Consider the following 17,397-nt stretch of genomic DNA (forward strand, 5'->3'; position numbering starts at 1 on the left):
CGCCAGGCTCCCACGGTCAGACGCCTCCGGATATCCGCGCGAACTCCTGCAGCGCGCTCTTGTACGCCTCAGGCTCCACGGCCAGCGGTCCGTTGAAGGCGTGGGAGATGTCCCAGGTGAGGTAGATGCCGAAGCCGAGCATCGCGGCCATCGCCACCACCGGCAGGATCGCCAGGCCGCGCGGCCGGGCCCCGGCCAGGAACGGGAACAGGACGACCAGCAGGCCGGTGATGATCGTCAGGGCCAGCAGTCCGTCAGGGGGCGCCGCGCCGGCGTCGGCGGTGCGCTGGGCGCGGGCGGCGGCGATCGCCGCGATGTGGTCGAGCACCGCGGTCCTGGCCTCCTTCTGATCCGTGGTCACCTGCAGCGCGTCGACGCGGGCCCGGAGCGCGTCGAGCCGCTCCGTGCCGACCGGGTCCATCGAGCCACGCTGCATGACGGGCCACTCGTCCTTGACGATGAACGTGACGTAGTCGCGCAGCCCTGCGCGCACCAAGGCGGGGGCGGTGCCGGGCAGGCCGGAGGCCGACCAGTAGGCCTCTATCGCGGCTTGGCTCTCTGTCTGCGTGTTCTGGGCGGCGGTGTCGGCGGTGGTCCATGGCACGATGATCGCGATGGCGAAGACCAGCAGGAACATGGCGGACAGCATCGCGCCCGCGTGCCCCGCCGACGGTCCGCCGGCGTCGTTGTCGTCGCTGCCCTTTTTCGCGAGCCTGAACAGCGTGGCGGCGACAGCTACCACGCCTACCGCGGCCATGGCCGCGATGATGTATTGCAGCATAAGGATCTCCCCAATCCCCACCAGACACTGAGCGTGACATTACTATCACAGATAGCACGGATACTCAGGGGATACATTGCGGTACAGGACGTCACCGATGGGTGTTGGCCGGGCGCGAAGGTGAGGTCACCGGTCAGTTCAGCACTGGAGAGCCGGATTCCTGATAAGTCCCGACTCGTAGGCTCTGCGGCTGGACGGATCGCCGATGAGATCATGGTGTGGGGAGAGAAATGTCCAGCCTGACTCTCCGTGTCATGAAATATCGGGACCATGGGCGGCGTGAACCTTCTCAACGGCCGCAGATTCGTGATGGTGAGTTCGACGGCGAGCGTGGTGGACCTGGAGCGGCCCACCGAGTTCGCCTACTGGGAGGCCGATGGGGTGGTGTGGGGCAGCTACACCGGCGACACCGTCACGCACGGCCGTTTCGTCGGCACCAGGGACGGCGACGTCGTCTCCATCGCCTACGCGCACGCGCTCAAGGCCGGCGGCAAGGCGGGCGGCCAGAGCAACAGCCGCATCGAGACCGACGCCGACGGCCGGCTGCGCCTCATAGAGGAGTTCCAGTTCGAGGGCGACGACACCCGGCACGTCAGCGTGTGCACGGAGGTCGTCACCACCTGACCAGCGCAAAAGACTGCCCGACCAACACGAAGGACCGCTCGGCCGGGCCGTCGGTGAAGCCGCCCGATGCCGGTCAGCCGTCTTTCCGCAGGGCGGCCCTGCCCTCCGCGGCGCCGACGAAGCGCATCTTGCCGAGCGGCACGTCGCCGGGGGCCTCCTGGGCCGCCCGCCGTACCGGACGGGCCTTGTCACGATCGCTGGGCAGCACGTACGGCCGCCTGAGCACCTCGTCCAGGATGAAGACCGTCTCGGTCGCCTTCACGGCCGGGATGTTGGCCAGCCGGTCGGTCACCATGGCGTGCACCTCGGCCACGTCCGACATCCGCACCTGGATCATCGCGTCGTGCTGGCCGGTGGTGATCGCGCAGTACTCGACCTCGGGCATCCTGGCCAGCTCCGCCCTGAACTGCTTCCACATCTGCTGCCGCACGGTCACGAAGATCAGCGCGGTGATGCCGAGCCCGGTCCTGACGTGGTCGATCTCGGCGGTGAACCGCTTGATCGCGCCGTCGGCGCGCAGCGCCTCGAAGCGGGTGTAGGCGTTGGCCCGGGAGATGCCCACCCGCTCGGCCAGTGCCGAGACCGAGATCCTGCCGTTCTCCCGCAGGACCTCGAGGATCTTCATATGCACGTCGTCGAGCTCGAGGCCGATGCCGATCCGTCCAGGTTGACCGCTAGCACTGGCACCATTTCTGGAAATTTCACTCATAGTTACCCCCGGCCCATTTATATACGTCTCAGCGACCGCACAGTGCCTGGACGTTCTGCCGGACAATCCTCGACATCTTTCGGCCAATCGTCCAACTGGAGGACTCAATGGCGACCCGCTCGCAGACGGCGGCTGTGCTGCTCGCCGGTGCACTTGCCCTAGCCGCCTGCGGAAGCGGCGGTTCCCAGACCCCCGCCGCCCAGGGTGGCGGCGGCAAGACCCTGGTGATCGACACGTCCTTCGACCTCAAGACGGCCGACCCCGGGCGCACGTACGAGCCGACGGGCCTTTTCGTGGAGAAGGCGATCTACGAGACGCTGCTCACCTTCGAGGGCGCCGACGTGACCAAGCCGGTCCCGGCGCTGGCCGAGTCGTACGAGCTGTCCAAGGACGGCAAGGTGCTCACGCTCAAGCTCAAGCAGGGCGCGACGTTCGCCGACGGCTCCCCCGTCACCGCGGACGACGTGGTGTTCTCGCTGACCCGGGTGCGTGACATGAAGGGCACCCCGTCGTTCCTGCTCGACGGCGTCGAGGTGGCCAAGGCCGACGACTCGACGGTCACGCTGACCTCCAAGGCGGCCAACCCCGCGCTGCCGTTCATCCTGCCCAACCCGGCGCTCGGCATCATCAACAGCAAGCTCGCCAAGCAGCACGGCGCGACCGCGGACCCGCAGGACAAGGCCGAGCAGTACCTGAACTCGGCGGCCGCCGGGTCGGGCCCGTACACGATCGAGTCGTTCAACGTGAGCAGCCAGGTCGTGCTGAAGGCGAACGCCAAGTACTACGGCACCAAGCCCGCCTACGACAAGGTCGTCATCCGCAACGTCGAGGCCGCCACCCAGAAGCTGAACGTCCAGCGTGGCGACAGCCAGGTGGCGCTCAACCTCTCGGGCGACCAGGTGACCGGCATGCCGGCGAACCTCCAGGTCAAGAAGACCGCCTCGGCCAACGTGATCTTCCTGCTGGCCAACCAGGACGACAAGGTCAGCAAGACCACGCCGAACGCCAAGTTCGTCGAGGCCGTGCGCAAGGGCGTCGACTACACGGGCCTGCTCGAACTGGCCGGTGAGGGCTCCACGCAGGCGCCCGGCGTGATCCCGTCGCAGCTGCTGGGCGCGCTGCCCGCCGACCAGGCGGCCAAGCGCGACGTCGAGGGCGCCAAGGCGGCCCTGGCCGCGAGCGGCGTGGCCAACCCCACGGTGAAGCTGGAGTACCCGAGCGAGCTGACCGTGAACGGCCTGTCGTTCCAGCCGCTGGCCGAGCGGATCCAGGCCAACCTCAAGGAGGTCGGCATCACGGTGGACCTGCAGCCCGCGCCGGTCACCACCGCGCTGGACAACTACCGCAACGGCAAGGAGGAGCTGGGCCTGTGGTACTGGGGCCCGGACTACCCGGACCCCAGCGACTACCTGGCCTTCCTGCCGGGCAAGACGGTGGGCCTGCGGGCCGGCTGGAAGGCCGGCGCGGCCAAGGAGATCGAGGCCGCGGGTGAGAAGGCCGCGATCGCGATCGGCGACGACGCGCGCAAGCAGGCGTACGCCGACGTGCAGACGAAGCTGAACGCCTCGGGCCCGTTCATCCCGCTGATCCAGCCGGGCCAGAACATCGTGACGGCCGCCTCGGTGACCGGCCTCGAGTACCACCCGGTCTGGACCGTCGACGTCGCCCGCCTGGGCGCGAAGTAAGCATGCCCGCCACGGACGACACGCCCCGCGCGCCCCGGCGGCGCGGGGCGCACCCCCTCGCCAGGTTCCTGATCCGGCGCATCCTCCTGGCGCTTCTGCTGGCCTGGGGCATCACGCTGGTGACGTTCGTGCTGACGAACCTGGTGCCCGGTGACCCGGTGGCCGCGAACCTGGGCCAGCGGGCCCTGGGCGACCCCGCCATCGTCGCGCAGTGGCGCTCCCAGCACGGTCTGGACAAGCCGCTGTGGGAGCAGTATCTGCTGCACCTCCAAGGCGTCGTCCACGGCGACCTCGGCACCAGCCAGCAGAGCCACCGGCCGGTGAGCCAGGACCTGGCCGAGTTCGTGCCGGCGACGCTGGAGCTGGCCGGGGCGGCGATCGTGGTCTCGCTCGTGCTCGGCGTGGCGTTCGGCGTGATCGCCGCGCTGCGCAGGGACCGGCTGTCGGACCACTTGCTGCGGGTGCTGAGCCTGATCGGCATCTCGGTGCCGACGTTCTGGCTGGCGCTGGTGGCGTTCTACGTGTTCTTCTACCGATTGCAGATCACCCCGGGCAGCGGCAGGGTCGACGCGGCGCTGGGCTCGGCCCCGGCCGTCACCGGTCTGCAGACCGTGGACGCGCTGCTCGCGGGCCGGTGGGACATCTTCGGCTCGGCCGTCGGCCACCTGATCACGCCCGCCCTCGTGCTGGCCCTGTACACGATCGGGCTGCTCACCCGCTTCACCCGCTCCGCCGTGCTGGAGGTGCTCGGCCAGGACTACGTGCGGGCCGCCAGGGCCAAGGGATTGCCCGGCCGGACGATCCTGTTCAGGTACGTGCTGCGCTCGGCGCTGGTGCCGATCATCACGGTCGCCGGCCTGGCGTTCGGCAGCCTGCTGTCCGGCACGGTCCTGGTCGAGGCGATCTTCGCCTGGCCGGGCGTCGGCCAGTACGCCTACAAGAGCGCCACCACCCTCGACCTGCCCGCCGTCATGGGCGTCGGGCTCGTGGTCGGCGTCGTGTACCTCGTCATCAACCTGATCGTGGACGTGCTGTACGGCGTCATCGATCCCCGAGTGAGGCTTCAGTGAAACGGGATCCCCTGGCCCGCAAGGGCCTGACCGGGCGGCTCCCCGAGGCGTGGCGGCAGCCGCTGGCCGTCGTCGGCGGCGTGATCGCGATCGTCTGGCTGGTGGTCGCGCTGGCCGCGCCGGTGCTCGCGCCGCACGACCCGCTGGCCCAGGACCTGCCGCGGCTGGCGGCCCCCGGGCCCGGTCACTGGTTCGGTACGGACCAGCTCGGCCGCGACATCCTCAGCCGGGTCATGCACGGCGCGCGGGTGTCGATCCCGCTGACGCTGATGCTGGTGGCGCTGTCGGTGCTGGTCGGCGGCCTGCTCGGCGCCTGCGCCGGATATTTCGGTCGATGGGTGGATGAGACGATCATGCGGGTGGCGGACCTGGTGTTCGCCTTCCCAACGGTCATCCTGGCCATGGTGGTGGCCGCGGCGCTCGGGGCCAGCCTGACCAACGCGGTGCTGGCCGTGCTCGTCGTGGCCTGGCCCGCCTACGCCCGCGTCACCCGCGGGCTGGTGCTGGGCGTGCGGGAGCGGGAGTTCGTCCTGAGCGGGCGGCTGCTGGGCTTCTCGGCCTGGCGCTCGCTGCGCGTGGACGTGCTGCCGAACGTGACGGGCCCGGTGCTCGTCCTGGCCACGCTCGACATCGGCACCGCGCTGCTGCTGCTGTCGGGGCTGTCGTTCCTCGGCCTCGGGGCCAAGCCGCCGTCCCCGGAGTGGGGCGCGATGGTGGCCTCCGGCGTGGAGGTCTTCGACAGCTGGTGGGTGGCCACCTTCCCCGGCCTGGCGATCCTGACCGTGGTGCTGGCCTTCAACTTCCTCGGCGACACGCTGCGGGACGCCCTCGATCCCCGTACGGCCCGCGCCATCAAGGAGCGTGCGCTGTGACCCTGGACATCACCGATCTGAAGGTGAGCATCGGCGGCAAGGAGATCCTGCGCGGCGTGGACCTGTCGCTCCAGGAGGGCCGGGTGCACGGGCTTGCGGGAGAGAGCGGGTCCGGCAAGACCATGACCGGGCTGGCCGTCCTGGGCCTGCTGCCGCACGGCTCACGGACCACGGGCAGCATCGCGCTCGGCGACCGTGAGCTGCTCACGCTGCGGCCGAAGGAGCTGAACCGGGTGCGTGGCGGCGAGGTGGCCATGGTCTTCCAGGACCCGGCAACGAGCCTGCACCCGATGCTGACCATCGGCAAGCAGCTCACCGAGCACATGCGCCACCACCTCGGCCTCGACAGGCGGGAGGCCCGGCGGCGGGCCGTCGAACTGCTCGGCAAGGTACGCATCCCCGGGGCCGAGGAGGCGTACGGGCGCTTCCCGCACCAGTTCTCCGGCGGCATGCGGCAGCGCATCGCGATCGCCATCGCGCTGGCCTGCTCGCCCAAGGTGCTGATCGCCGACGAGCCGACGACCGCACTGGACGTGACCGTGCAGGCGGGTGTGCTGCGGCTGCTGCGCGGGCTCTGCGACGAGCTGGGGCTGGCCGTGCTGCTCGTCACCCACGACCTGGGCGTCATGTCGGCGGTGGCGGACGAGGTCAGCGTGATGAAGGACGGCCTGGTCGTGGAGACGGGGCCACGCGGCCAGGTCCTGCGCGAGCCCGCCCACCCCTACACCCGCTCCCTGCTCGACTCACTGCCCGACGCAGAGCCCTCTCCTGGCCCCCGTTCGGAGGATTCATGACCCTGCTGGCGATCGACGATCTGGTCGTCGAGCACCGCTCCCCCGGGCGCCCGATCGTCCGGGCGGTCGCGGGGGCGAGCCTGGCCGTCGGCCCCGGCGAGGTCGTCGGCCTGGTCGGCGAGTCCGGCTGCGGCAAGTCGACGCTGGCCCGCGCCGTCTGCGGGCTCAACCCGGTCACCGAGGGCTCGATCACCTTCGACGGGCAACCGGTCACGCCGCTCGGGCTGCGCAAGCGGAAGCTGACGGGCATCCAGATGGTGTTCCAGGACCCGTACGCGTCGCTGAACCCGCGCCGCCGCGTGGGCGACCAGATCGCCGACGGCCTCCGTACGTCAGGCGACACCGCCACCGCGCCCGCCGACCTGCTGGAACGCGTCGGGCTGCCGCGCGACTTCGCGGGCCGGCACCCGCACGAGTTCTCGGGCGGCCAGCGGCAGCGCATCGCGATCGCCAGGGCGCTGGCGGCCAGGCCCCGGCTGCTGATCGGCGACGAGCCCATCTCGGCGCTGGACGCGTCGGCCCAGTCGCAGGTCGCCACCCTGATGCGCGACCTGGCCGTGGACTCGGGGGCGGGGCTGCTGTTCATCAGCCACGACCTGTCAGTGGTGCGGCTGATCGCCGACCGGATCGCGGTCATGTACCTCGGCAAGATCGTCGAGGTCGGGAACACGGCCGAGGTGTGGGCGAACCCCCGGCACCCGTACACGCAGGCGCTGCTGCGCGCCATCCCCAAGCCCGACGGGCTGGGCGTGCTGCCCGCCGAGCTGCCCGGCGACGTGCCGGACCCGGCGCACCCGCCGCGGGGCTGCCGGTTCAACCCGCGCTGCCCGCTGGTCATGGACGTGTGCCGGGACAAGGAGCCCGACTTCGGACCGGTCGCCTGCTGGCTGCACGAGCCCGCGACGTGACCGAGCCCATCCTGGACGCCGTGCGGGCGGCCATGGTCGAGGCCGAGGTCGACGCCCTGGTGCTGCGGCCCTCCCCCGACTTCAGGTTCCTGGGCGGGCGGGGCGAGGGGTTCCTCGTCGTCACCCTGGACACGGCCGCCGAGACCGCCGATCCCGGCCCGCTCGTGCCCCGCGCGGCACGGCGGGTCGGCGTGGACCCCGAGATGCGGGTCCGCGAGCTGTTCGGGCTCACGATCGAGGCCGAGCTGGTACCGGCTACGGCCGTACTGGCCCCGCTGCGGCTGCGTAAGCGGCCGCACGAGATCGAAGCGGTCCAGCGTGCCGTCGTGGCCGCGGAATCGGTGCTCGGCCAGGCCCGCGAGCTGGCCTGGTTCGGCGCCACCGAGCGCGCGATGGCCGCTCGGCTGCGGCTGCTGCTGCTGGAGACCGGCTGCGAGGAGGTCCTGTCGCTGCGGATCGCGGCGGGCGAGCACACCGCCCGTCCCGCGCACCAGCCCGGCGGCCGGGTGATCAATCCCGGTGACGCGCTGCTGGTGTCGCTCTGCGGCCGATGGAACGGCTACTGCGCGGAGGTGGCGCGGGTGTTCGCCGTCGCCGAGCCGCCGGAGGACTTCGAGGCCATGTACTCGGTGGTACTCGCCGCGCGGGCCACCGCCCTCCGCTCGGCACGGCCGGCGGCCGCCGCCGAGAGCGTGGCCGGGGCGGTCAGGGACGTGATCGACGGCAGCGGGTACGGCCGGTTCGCCGCCGCCCACTTCGGCCGGGGCGTGGGGCTGGGCCACGATGAGGGCCCGCGCGTCGTGCCCGGTGACGACACTCCGCTGGAACCGGGGATGACCCTGTGCCTGGAGCCCGCGATCTACGTGCCGGACCTGTTCGGCGCCCGGGTGGCCGACGTGGTCGCCATGACGGCGGAGGGCCCGGTCTCCCTCGGCTCCGGCCACCACACCCTGCACGTCCTCGACCGCTGACGCCCCACACCGTGCACGCCGACCGCTGACGCCCTCCCGAGCCATCGGGCCTCGCACGTCCTCGGCGGCGAACGCGCAGGTAAGGGCCGTCCGTGAGCTCCGCCGGCCGCCCGTCTAGGCTGATTCCGGGGATCATCGGAGGGCGTCTTGGACCAGTTCGTGCTGCTCATGCTCATCGTGCTGGGCGCGCTGATCACGGTGCCGCTCGGCGACCGGCTCGGGTTGCCGCCGCCGGTTCTGATGACGCTGTTCGGCATCGTCCTGGCCCTGCTGCCGTTCGTGCCGGACGTGGACGTACCGCCCGACATCGTGCTGCCGTTGCTGCTGCCTCCCCTGCTGTACGCGGCGGTGCGGCGGACGTCGTGGCGGCAGTTCGCGGCGAACTGGCGGCCGATCTTCCTGCTCGCCGTGGCGCTGGTGTTCGTGACGACGGCGGTCGTGGCGGTGACGGCGCACGCGCTCATCCCGGGCCTGCCGATCGCGGCCGCGGCGGCGCTCGGCGCGCTGGTGGCGCCGCCCGACCCGGTGGCGGCCACGGCGGTGGCGGGCCGGCTGGGGCTGCCCAGACGGCTGGTGTCGCTGCTGGAGGGCGAGGGCCTGTTCAACGACGTGACGGCGATCGTGCTCTACAAGGTGGCGATCACGGCGGCGGTCACCGGCGTCTTCTGGTGGCCGGGCGCGCTGGGCGAGTTCGTGCTGTCGGCGGTGGTGGCGGTCGCGGTGGGTCTGGCGCTCGGCTGGCTGGCCGGCCGGCTGATGGCCGTGCTCGGCGACGCCACGCTACAGGTGGGGCTGTCGCTGCTGGTGCCGTTCGTCAGCTACGCGCTGGCCGACCGGTGGCACGGCTCGGGGGTGCTGGCCGTCCTGACCACGGCGTTCTACCTGAGCGAGCACATGTCGGACGCCGACGACGTGAAAGGCAGGTTCGCTTCGGCGACGTTCTGGCAGATCGTCGACACGCTCGTCACGGGGGTGGCGTTCGGGCTGATCGGGCTGGAGCTGCACACCGTGTTCGGCACGCTCGGCGGGCGGCTGGGCGAGGCGCTCGGCTGGAGCGCCGCCGTGGTGGGCGTCGTGGTGGTGGTACGGCTGCTCTGGCTGCTGCCCGCCTCCTGGGTGGCCAGGAAGACCCGCCGGGCCGGGGACGACGACTCGGAGGTGCCGGTGACCTGGCGCGAGACGGTCGTCATGTGGTGGGCGGGCATGCGCGGCGTCGCCACGGTGGCGCTCGCCCTGGCGCTCCCGCTGAAGACGGCCGACGGGTCGCCGTTCCCGCAGCGGCCGGTGCTGGTGATCATCGCGTTCGCGGTGATCCTGGCCACGCTGGTCGTCCAGGGGCTGACGCTGCCCTGGCTGGTGTCCAAGCTGGGCGTCAAGAGCGACACCGCGGCCGAGCGGGACCTGGAGCGGCGGCTGGCCATCAGCGCGGCGACCGCGGCCAGGCGGCGGCTCAAGGAGATCGACGAGGCCGAGGACCTGCCCGAGGAGGTGGTGGAGCTGCTCACCAGGCGGATGACGGACCTCGGCATGCGGATCAGCGCCGAGGCCGCCGACGCCGAGCGGCGCGCGGCCTACGAGAAACGCGCCGAGCGGGTCCGGACGGTCCGGCGGGTCGAGTCGGAGATGCTGTCGGCCGCCCGCCAGGCGGTGCTCGACGCGCGACGTGACCCGAGCGCCGACCCGGAGGTGGTCATCCGGGTGCTGCGCCTGCTCGACGCGCGGAGCCTGCGCTGACCCGCGCTCAGCCGCCGCCGGTTGGGCCCACGTGGGAAACCCGCTACGGCTGACCGTAGGGCTCGGCGACGAAGAACCCTCGCCTCTTGGTGGGCCGGCACGAATCCGGCCGCCCTCACTCTGGCGTACGGTCGCGGGTGACATCGACGACTCGGAGGGCCGGCAGGTTGATCGCGGTCAGGGAACTACAGGAGATCGCGGAGTTCGAGGGACTGTTCGCGCTGTTCGACGGCATCTGGCGGTTCGACCAAGGCGGGCAGCCGATCACGGTCGAGCTGATGCGGGCGCTGTCGCACGCGGGTGGCTACGTCGCGGGCGCCTTCGACGGCGACCGGCTGGCCGGCGGGTCCGTCGGGTTCCTGGCGGCGGGCAACGCGCTGCACTCCCACATCACCGGAGCGTCCGCCGGACGCGGGATCGGGTTCGAGCTCAAGCTGCACCAGCGCCGGTGGGCGCTGGAGCGCGGGCTGGAACGGGTCACCTGGACGTACGATCCACTGGTGCGCCGCAACGCCCATTTCAACCTGGCCAAGCTGGGCGCCCGGCCGCACGAGTACCTGCCCGGCTTCTACGGGACCATGGGGGACGAGATCAACCAGGGGGACGAGTCCGACCGGATGCTGGCCGTCTGGGATCTGTCCGCGCCGCATGTCGAGGTCCTGGCCAGGCGGCGGCCGCACCCCGTCCACGTGCCGCAGGACGCGGTGGTCGGCCTGGCCGACGACGGGGGCCGGCCGGTGCCGGGCCGTACGGACGCCGCGGTGGTGCTGGTGGCCGTGCCCGAGGACATCGAGGGGTTGCGCCGGGCCGACCCGGGAACGGCCAAGGCATGGCGTCATGCCGTACGGGACGTGCTGGGCGGTCTGATGGCCGAAGACCGTGTCGTCACCGGATTTCACCAGAAGTCCTCTTATGTAGTGGAGACATCGTGAAGATCACAGGAGTTGAGCTGCGGCGGATCGCGATGCCGCTGGTGGCGCCGTTCCGCACCTCGTTCGGCACCGAGACGGCCCGTGACGTGCTGCTGGTCCGGGTGGTGACGCCCGATGCCGAGGGCTGGGGTGAGTGTGTGGCCATGTCGGAGCCGCACTACTCCAGCGAGTACGTCGACGGCGCGGCCGAGGTGATCCGGCGCTTCATGCTGCCCGCCCTGCCCCGCACCCTCGACGCGAACGCCGTCGGCCGGGCCCTGGAGCCGATCAAGGGGCACCGGATGGCCAAGGCCGCCCTGGAGACGGCCGTGCTCGACGCCCAGCTCAGGGCGGCGGGCGAGTCGTTCGGCCGGTTCCTCGGCGCGGCCCGCGACCGGGTGCCGTGCGGCGTCTCCGTCGGCATCATGGACTCGATCCCGGAGCTGCTCGACGCCGTCGAGGGCTACCTCGACGAGGGCTACGTGCGGATCAAGCTGAAGATCGAGCCGGGCTGGGACGTGGCGCCGGTCAGGGCGGTGCGCGAGCGGTTCGGCGACGACGTGCTGCTCCAGGTGGACGCGAACGCCGCCTACACGCTCGTGGACGCCCGCCAGCTCGCCAAGCTCGACGACTTCGGCCTGCTGCTCATCGAGCAGCCCCTGGCCAACGACGACTTCGTCCAGCACGCCAAGCTGGCCACGCAGTTGAAGACGCCGATCTGCCTGGACGAGTCGATCGAGTCGGTCGAGCACGCCGCGGCCGCGATCGCGCTGGGCTCGTGCTCGATCGTCAACATCAAGCCCGGCCGGATCGGCGGCTACCTGGAGGCCCGCCGCATCCACGACCTGTGCCGGGCGAACGGGATCGCGGTGTGGTGCGGCGGCATGCTGGAGACCGGACTCGGCCGGGCCGCGAACGTGGCGCTGGCCGCGCTGCCCGGGTTCACGCTGCCGGGCGACACCTCGGGGTCGCGCCGCTACTTCGCCACCGACATCACCGAGCCGTTCGAGCTGAGCGACGGCCACCTGGCGGTGCCGACCGGGCCGGGGCTGGGCGTCGCGCCCATCCCGGCCGTGCTGGACGAGGTCACCACCGCCACCGAGTGGATCACCCTGTAAGCCTGGGTACCGCCTCCAGCAGGGCGCGCGTGTAGTCGTGGGCAGGCTCGCCGACGACCTGCTCGGTGGGTCCGGCCTCGACGACGCGGCCCTGGTGCATGACCGCGACGACGTCGGAGACGTACCGTACGACGGCCAGGTTGTGCGAGATGAACAGCATCGACAGCCCCAGCTCGTCGCGGAGTGAGCGCACCAGGTTGAGCACCGCGCCCTGGACGGACACGTCGAGCGCGCTGGTGATCTCGTCGGCGACGAGCAGATCGGGCGCGGCGCCGAGCGCCCTGGCGACGGCGACCCGCTGCCGCTGTCCGCCGGACAGCTCGCGCGGGTAGCGTCCGGCCAGGTTCGCGGGGAGCGAGACGAGCTCCAGCAGCCGCTCCACCTCGGCCCGCCGCCCCGCGCGGTCGCGTCCGCCTGGCCAACCAGCGCGGTCACGCCTGCCCGACCATCCCGTGCGGTCGCGTCCGCCCGTCCCTCCCGCGCGGTCCGGCCGCACCCCCTCCCCCACCGAGTCGCCGACCGTCATGCGCGGGTCCAGCGAGGCGTACGGGTCCTGGAACACCATCTGGACCTTCCGTGCCCCGTCGATCCGGCCCGTGTACGGCACCAGGCCGCTCACCGCTCTGGCCAGGGACGACTTGCCCGACCCCGACTCGCCGACCAGCCCGACGATCCGGCCAGGGGGGATCTCCAGCGTGACCCGGTCGACCGCGGTGAAGGCGCCGAAGCGCACGGTCAGGTCTTCGATGATCACTTGACCTCCCAGCAGGCCACGCGGCCCGCCTCGCCGTACGGGATGAGCGGGGGACGTTCGGCGGCGCAGCGAGCGGTCGCCAGGGCGCACCTGTCCGCGAAGGCGCAGCCGGGGCCCACGTCCGAGGGGGCGGGCTGGCGGCCGGGGATGCTCGCGAGGGGCCGGTCCCGGTCGGTGTCCATGTCGGGCAGGGAGGCGATGAGCGCCCGCGTGTACGGGTGCGCGGCCTCGGCGGCGAGCCGGGCGACGGGCAGTTCCTCCACGACCCGGCCCGCGTACATGACCATGACCCGGTCGCACAGCTCGCCCACCACGGCGATGTCGTGCGAGATGAACAGCGCGGCCGCGCCGCTCTCCTCGGTGACCTCGCGCAGCAGCCGCAGGATCTGCCGCTGTACGGTCACGTCGAGCGCGGTGGTCGGCTCGTCGGCGATGATCAGCCGCGGGGTGGCCATGAGGCCCATCGCGATCACCGCGCGCTGCCGCATGCCCCCGGACAGCTCGTGCGGGTGCTGCCGGGCACGCGCGGCCGGGTCGGGCAGGTGAACGTGCCCGAGCCGGTCCACGGCCCGCCGGTTCGCCTCGGCACGGCCGGCGCCCTGGTGCACGATGGCCACCTCGGCGAGCTGCCCGCCCACCCGGAGCGCCGGGTTGAGCGAGGCCATGGGGTCCTGGAACACCATGGCCAGCGCGGTGCCGAGCTCCTTGCCCGACAGCGTGGCGACGTCCCGGCCGCCGAGCAGCAGCCGCCCGTAGGTGACCGTGCCCGGGTAGGGGACGAGCCCGCCGATGGCCGCGGCGGTCAGGCTCTTGCCGCTGCCCGACTCCCCCACCAGGCCGACGATCTCGCCGGGCGCGATGCTCAGCGACAGCTCGCGTACGGGTGTCGCGCCGCCGGGGAACGCGATGGTCAGGCCCCTGACCTCCAGCACCGCGCCGGGGTCCGGCTCGCCGGGGTCGGGCGGCACCGCCGAAGTCCGCTTCTTCCCGGCCGGGGCGGTACGGGCGGCGGCCTTGGCCATGGCGTCGCCGAGCAGGTTGAACCCGATGCCCGCGAGCGCGACGGCCGCCGCCGGTCCGAGCGCGACCTCAGGCGTCACGTAGATGCGGGCGAACCCGTCGAACAGCAGCCTGCCCCAGTCGAAGGACGGCGGCTGCACGCCCAGGCCGAGGAACGACATCCCGGCCAGGCCGAGCAGGGCGCCGCCGAGCGACTGGGTGAGCTGCAGGATGAGCGGCTCGGCGATGTTGGGCAGCACGTGCCCGGTCAGGACGCGGCGGCGGGACACCCCGAGCATGCGGGCGGCCGAGACGTAGTCCGATCCGGCGACGGTGGCGGCCAGCGTCTGGGTGAGTCGGGCGAAACCGGGCGCGATGGCGACCCCGATGCCCAGGACCGCGCCGCGGGCGCCCAGTCCGCTGACGACCGCGGTGAACATGGCCAGCAGCAGCCCGGGGAAGGCGACCAGGGCGTTGACCGCGCCGGTGATCAGCCGTGCGGCCCGGCCGGGCAGCACGGACGGCAGGGCGCCGAGCACGATCCCGGCCAGGCCGCCGATGAGCGTGGCGGCCAGCGCCAGCGCCAGGGAGAACCGCCCGGCCACCAGCACCCTGGCGAGCAGGTCGCGGCCCAGGCTGTCGGTGCCGAGCGGATGGGCGGCGGACGCGCCCTGGAGGATGGCCGCCGCGTCGATGCGCTCGGCGGTGGCGCCCCAGAGGGGCGGGCCGACGACGGCCAGGGCGACCATGGCCGCGACCAGTGCGGCTCCGGCGACCGCGGCGGGCGTGCGGGGCAGGCGAGGCTTCACTCACGCCTCTCTGATCTTGGAGGTGGGGTCGAGCGCGGCCAGGGCCAGGTCGACGGCGAGGTTCACGACGAGCACGATCGCGCCGTAGACGAGGATGACGCCCTGGGCGACCGGATAGTCCTTCTGCGTGATCGACTCGACGATCTTCAGGCCGAGCCCCGGCCAGGCGAAGACGTACTCGACCAGCACGCTGCCCGCGATCAGCGCCGAGAGCAGCAGGCCGCCCAGCGTTAGGGTGGCGGTGAGCGTGTTGGGCAGCACGTGCCGGAGATAGAGGCGGGCGGCGGGCAGGCGTTTGGCGCGCGCCAGCCGTACGTAGTCGGAGCCCAGCTCGCGCAGCGTCTCCGCGCGGGAGATGCGGGCGATCATCGCGACCGGGCCGATCGCCAGGGCGAGAACGGGCAGCACGTACGAGGCCGCGCCCGCCCTGCCCGCGGGCGGGAACGCGCCCAGCCCGATGGCGAAGACGGTCACCAGCGCGATCGAGTACAGGAACTCGGGCACGGCGACGGCGGCGCCGGTCACGGTGGTGAAGGCGTACTCGGTGCCACGGTTCCGGCCGTTCTCGGTGCGGACCGCCGCCCACATGCCGAGCGGCACCGCCATCAGCAGCGCCACCGCGGTCGCCAGCAGGGCCAGGGCCAGCGTGTTGGGGAGCCGTCCGGCGACGATCTCACCGACCGGCTCACCCGACAGGAACGAGGTCCCGAAATTTCCGGACAGCACGTTGCCCGCGTAGGTGAGGAACTGCTCGGGGATCGAACGATCGAGCCCCAGCGCCGCCGTACGCGCCTGGACGAGCTCGATCGGCGCGGCCGGCCCGAGCGACGCCCGTACCGGGTCGCCCGGAATGAGGTGGATCATCGCGAAGGACGCGACGAGCAGCGCGGCGAGCGAGACGGCGAACCGCACGGCCTGCCGCACCACCCATCGCGGCCCGGACCCGCGTGACCGCACCCGGCGCGCGGGCCCGGCCTTGTGGAGATCGCGCACTCAGCCCCCCTGCGTGAGGCGGATCGAGGTCGGCACGACGTCCCCGGCCCTCATGGTGAACGTGGCGCCCTTGCCGGCGGCCAGGACGGTGTTCTCCACGACCGGCACCAGATCGCCGTTCTCGAACAGCGCCGACTCGGCCTCCAGCCACAGCTTGCAGCCTTCGGCCGACGGCATTCCCGAGGCTTGCGCGATGAGCGACTCGTAACGGGTGTTGGCCAGGTGGGCGAAGTTGGCGCCCTTGGGCGCGGCCGGTCCCGACAGGAAGCCGACGAGCTGGGTCGGCAGGGTGACGGCGATCGGCAGCCAGATGGCCTCCCAGTCCTGGGTGACGTTGAGCGACTCCGCCAGCTTGGCGTCGATGATGCCGTTCAGCTTCACCTCGACGCCGGCCTTCTTCCAGGCGGCGGCCAGGTACTCGGCCGCGGCCTGGATCCCGGGTCCCCTGGTGGTGGTGTAGACGTAGCGCAGCGTCAGCCGCTTGCCGTCCTTGACCCGGATGCCGTCGGCGCCCGCTCTCCACCCCGCCGCGTCCAGCGCCGCGCCGGCCGCGGCCTGGTCGTAGGCGGGCAGGTGGCCCGCGACCGTGTCGCCCTGGCAGGGCCGCGGGTCGAGGATGAGCCCGGTGGCGGGCCGGCCGGTGCCGCTGGCGGCGATCCCGGCCAGTTCCGTGAGGTTGACGGCCTGGGTGAGCGCCTTGCGTACGGCCGGGTCGTGGGTGGGCCGGTCGTCGCCCTGATGGTAGAAGAACTGGCCGTTCCCGAAGGGCAGGATGTTCTTGACGACTCCCGGGGTGGCCGCGACGCGGGCGCGGTCGGGGCCGTAGAAGGTGGCGCCGTTGAGCGTGCCGGAGACGAGCAGGTTGGCGGCGGTCTGCTCGTTGGGCACGATCTTCAGCGTGACCGTCTCGGGCAGGTCCTTGGCCGTGGTGCCGCCGGGACCCCAGACGTACTCCCTGCGGACCTTGAAGGTGTAGTGGTCGCCCGAGACCACCTCGGTGAGCCGGTAGGGGCCGGAGCCGGAGGTGCCGTGGGCGAGCACCGAGCGGTCCTTGACGCCCTTGCCGCACACGATGAACATCGTCTGGGTGCTCTCCAGGATGAAGCTGAAGGGCTTGGGCGTGGACAGGGTCACGGTGCCGGCCGCGTCGTCCGCCTTGGCCTTCATCCCGGTGGGCACGATAACGCCGTAGATGGGCGACTTGGTGGCGGGGTCGGCTACGTGGTTGAAGTTGTCGGCCACGTCGGAGGGGGTGAGCTTGGCGCCGTCGGAGCAGGTGGCGTCCCGGCGCAGCGTGAAGGTCACCGAGTCGGGCTTGACCTGCCACTTCTCGGCGAGCCCCGGGACGAGCTTACCGTCGGCGCCGGTGCCGACGAGCGTGTCGTACGCGAACGCGAGCACCTGGTTGGTGACCGACAGCAGGCCCATGGCGGGGTCGAGCACGCCGGGATCGGCGCTGATGGCGAAGGTGAACGTGCCGCCGGTGACGGGCGCGCCCGTCGTTGTGCCCGCCGTGCCGCCGCAGGCCGCGGCGAGCAGGGCCAGCGCGACAAGCGCCGCTGGTGTTCTCATGTGGGGCGCTCCAGGGGAGTGTGGTCCGGGGCACCACCCTCGCCGCTGGCCGTAGATCGTTCTTCGTGCCCGGCCACGAAAAGCGCGGCGGGC

The 17,397-nt window shown here is 72.0% G+C and carries 16 protein-coding genes; 10 read left to right on the forward strand and 6 right to left on the reverse strand.

The features are described 5' to 3' along the window. Positions 1-16 precede the first annotated feature (16 nt). Positions 17-781, reverse strand: a complete 765-nt coding sequence (locus AB0F17_RS02265; protein WP_358014800.1) for a hypothetical protein — start codon at positions 779-781, stop codon at positions 17-19. Between the two features lie 279 nt (positions 782-1,060). Between AB0F17_RS02265 and AB0F17_RS02270 the strand changes: the two genes are divergently transcribed. Next, complete coding sequence (locus tag AB0F17_RS02270) at positions 1,061-1,405, forward strand: hypothetical protein (protein ID WP_358014803.1); 345 nt, start codon at positions 1,061-1,063, stop codon at positions 1,403-1,405. Between the two features lie 73 nt (positions 1,406-1,478). Here AB0F17_RS02270 and AB0F17_RS02275 read toward each other — a convergent pair whose 3' ends face one another. Further along, entirely contained in the window at positions 1,479-2,114 is a 636-nt protein-coding gene (locus AB0F17_RS02275; protein ID WP_358014806.1) for an Lrp/AsnC family transcriptional regulator, read from the reverse strand. Positions 2,115-2,221: 107 nt separating this feature from the next. On the opposite strand from AB0F17_RS02275, the gene AB0F17_RS02280 reads away from it, so the two are divergent. The 9 genes from AB0F17_RS02280 to menC all read left to right on the forward strand — a co-directional run bounded on the left by AB0F17_RS02280 (position 2,222) and on the right by menC (position 12,177). After that, a complete protein-coding gene (locus AB0F17_RS02280; RefSeq protein ID WP_358014809.1) occupies positions 2,222-3,799 on the forward strand; it encodes an ABC transporter substrate-binding protein in 1,578 nt (525 codons plus the stop codon). Positions 3,800-3,801: 2 nt separating this feature from the next. Beyond that, positions 3,802-4,869, forward strand: coding sequence for an ABC transporter permease (locus AB0F17_RS02285; RefSeq protein WP_358014812.1), 1,068 nt, complete (start codon positions 3,802-3,804; stop codon positions 4,867-4,869). Beyond that, complete coding sequence (locus AB0F17_RS02290; protein WP_358014815.1) at positions 4,866-5,741, forward strand: ABC transporter permease; 876 nt, start codon at positions 4,866-4,868, stop codon at positions 5,739-5,741. Before AB0F17_RS02285 ends, AB0F17_RS02290 begins: the two co-directional genes overlap by 4 nt. Continuing rightward, positions 5,738-6,535 (forward strand): ABC transporter ATP-binding protein, encoded by a 798-nt coding sequence (locus AB0F17_RS02295; RefSeq protein ID WP_358014818.1) that lies wholly within the window; start codon positions 5,738-5,740, stop codon positions 6,533-6,535. The genes AB0F17_RS02290 and AB0F17_RS02295 overlap by 4 nt, the downstream gene beginning before the upstream one ends. Further along, positions 6,532-7,443 (forward strand): ABC transporter ATP-binding protein, encoded by a 912-nt coding sequence (locus tag AB0F17_RS02300; protein ID WP_358014821.1) that lies wholly within the window; start codon positions 6,532-6,534, stop codon positions 7,441-7,443. Before AB0F17_RS02295 ends, AB0F17_RS02300 begins: the two co-directional genes overlap by 4 nt. Next, entirely contained in the window at positions 7,440-8,414 is a 975-nt protein-coding gene (locus AB0F17_RS02305) for a M24 family metallopeptidase (protein WP_358014824.1), read from the forward strand. Before AB0F17_RS02300 ends, AB0F17_RS02305 begins: the two co-directional genes overlap by 4 nt. Before the next feature lie 147 nt (positions 8,415-8,561). After that, positions 8,562-10,148: a Na+/H+ antiporter gene (locus AB0F17_RS02310; RefSeq protein ID WP_358014827.1), complete on the forward strand. Its 1,587-nt coding sequence runs from the start codon at positions 8,562-8,564 to the stop codon at positions 10,146-10,148. A gap of 137 nt (positions 10,149-10,285) precedes the next feature. Beyond that, positions 10,286-11,080 (forward strand): GNAT family N-acetyltransferase, encoded by a 795-nt coding sequence (locus AB0F17_RS02315; protein ID WP_358014830.1) that lies wholly within the window; start codon positions 10,286-10,288, stop codon positions 11,078-11,080. Further along, entirely contained in the window at positions 11,077-12,177 is a 1,101-nt protein-coding gene (menC, locus tag AB0F17_RS02320) for an o-succinylbenzoate synthase (RefSeq protein WP_358014833.1), read from the forward strand. Before AB0F17_RS02315 ends, menC begins: the two co-directional genes overlap by 4 nt. Here the strand turns inward: menC and AB0F17_RS02325 are convergent. From AB0F17_RS02325 to AB0F17_RS02340, 4 genes are read right to left on the reverse strand one after another with little or no spacing between them, the layout of a single operon-like run. Next, entirely contained in the window at positions 12,167-12,931 is a 765-nt protein-coding gene (locus AB0F17_RS02325) for an ATP-binding cassette domain-containing protein (protein WP_358014836.1), read from the reverse strand. The genes menC and AB0F17_RS02325 overlap by 11 nt on opposite strands. Then, positions 12,928-14,739, reverse strand: coding sequence for a dipeptide/oligopeptide/nickel ABC transporter permease/ATP-binding protein (locus AB0F17_RS02330; protein ID WP_358014839.1), 1,812 nt, complete (start codon positions 14,737-14,739; stop codon positions 12,928-12,930). The genes AB0F17_RS02325 and AB0F17_RS02330 overlap by 4 nt, the downstream gene beginning before the upstream one ends. Beyond that, positions 14,740-15,732: an ABC transporter permease gene (locus tag AB0F17_RS02335; RefSeq protein ID WP_358014842.1), complete on the reverse strand. Its 993-nt coding sequence runs from the start codon at positions 15,730-15,732 to the stop codon at positions 14,740-14,742. It abuts the gene before it with no gap. Further along, on the reverse strand, positions 15,733-17,304 hold the full coding sequence (locus AB0F17_RS02340; RefSeq protein ID WP_358014845.1) for an ABC transporter substrate-binding protein: 1,572 nt from the start codon (positions 17,302-17,304) through the stop codon (positions 15,733-15,735). It abuts the gene before it with no gap. Positions 17,305-17,397 lie beyond the last annotated feature (93 nt).

Origin of the sequence: Nonomuraea sp. NPDC026600, assembly GCF_040638335.1 — a bacterium.
Taxonomy (GTDB): Bacteria; Actinomycetota; Actinomycetes; order Streptosporangiales; family Streptosporangiaceae; genus Nonomuraea.

Bases quoted from the DNA above. Each gene is read 5' to 3' on its own strand.
- AB0F17_RS02280 (WP_358014809.1), top strand. From the start codon at position 2,222: ATGGCGACCCGCTCGCAGACGGCGGCTGTGCTGCTCGCCGGTGCACTT.
- AB0F17_RS02285 (WP_358014812.1), top strand. From the start codon at position 3,802: ATGCCCGCCACGGACGACACGCCCCGCGCGCCCCGGCGGCGCGGGGCG.
- AB0F17_RS02265 (WP_358014800.1), bottom strand. From the start codon at position 781: ATGCTGCAATACATCATCGCGGCCATGGCCGCGGTAGGCGTGGTAGCT.
- AB0F17_RS02275 (WP_358014806.1), bottom strand. From the start codon at position 2,114: ATGAGTGAAATTTCCAGAAATGGTGCCAGTGCTAGCGGTCAACCTGGA.
- AB0F17_RS02300 (WP_358014821.1), top strand. From the start codon at position 6,532: ATGACCCTGCTGGCGATCGACGATCTGGTCGTCGAGCACCGCTCCCCC.
- AB0F17_RS02340 (WP_358014845.1), bottom strand. From the start codon at position 17,304: ATGAGAACACCAGCGGCGCTTGTCGCGCTGGCCCTGCTCGCCGCGGCC.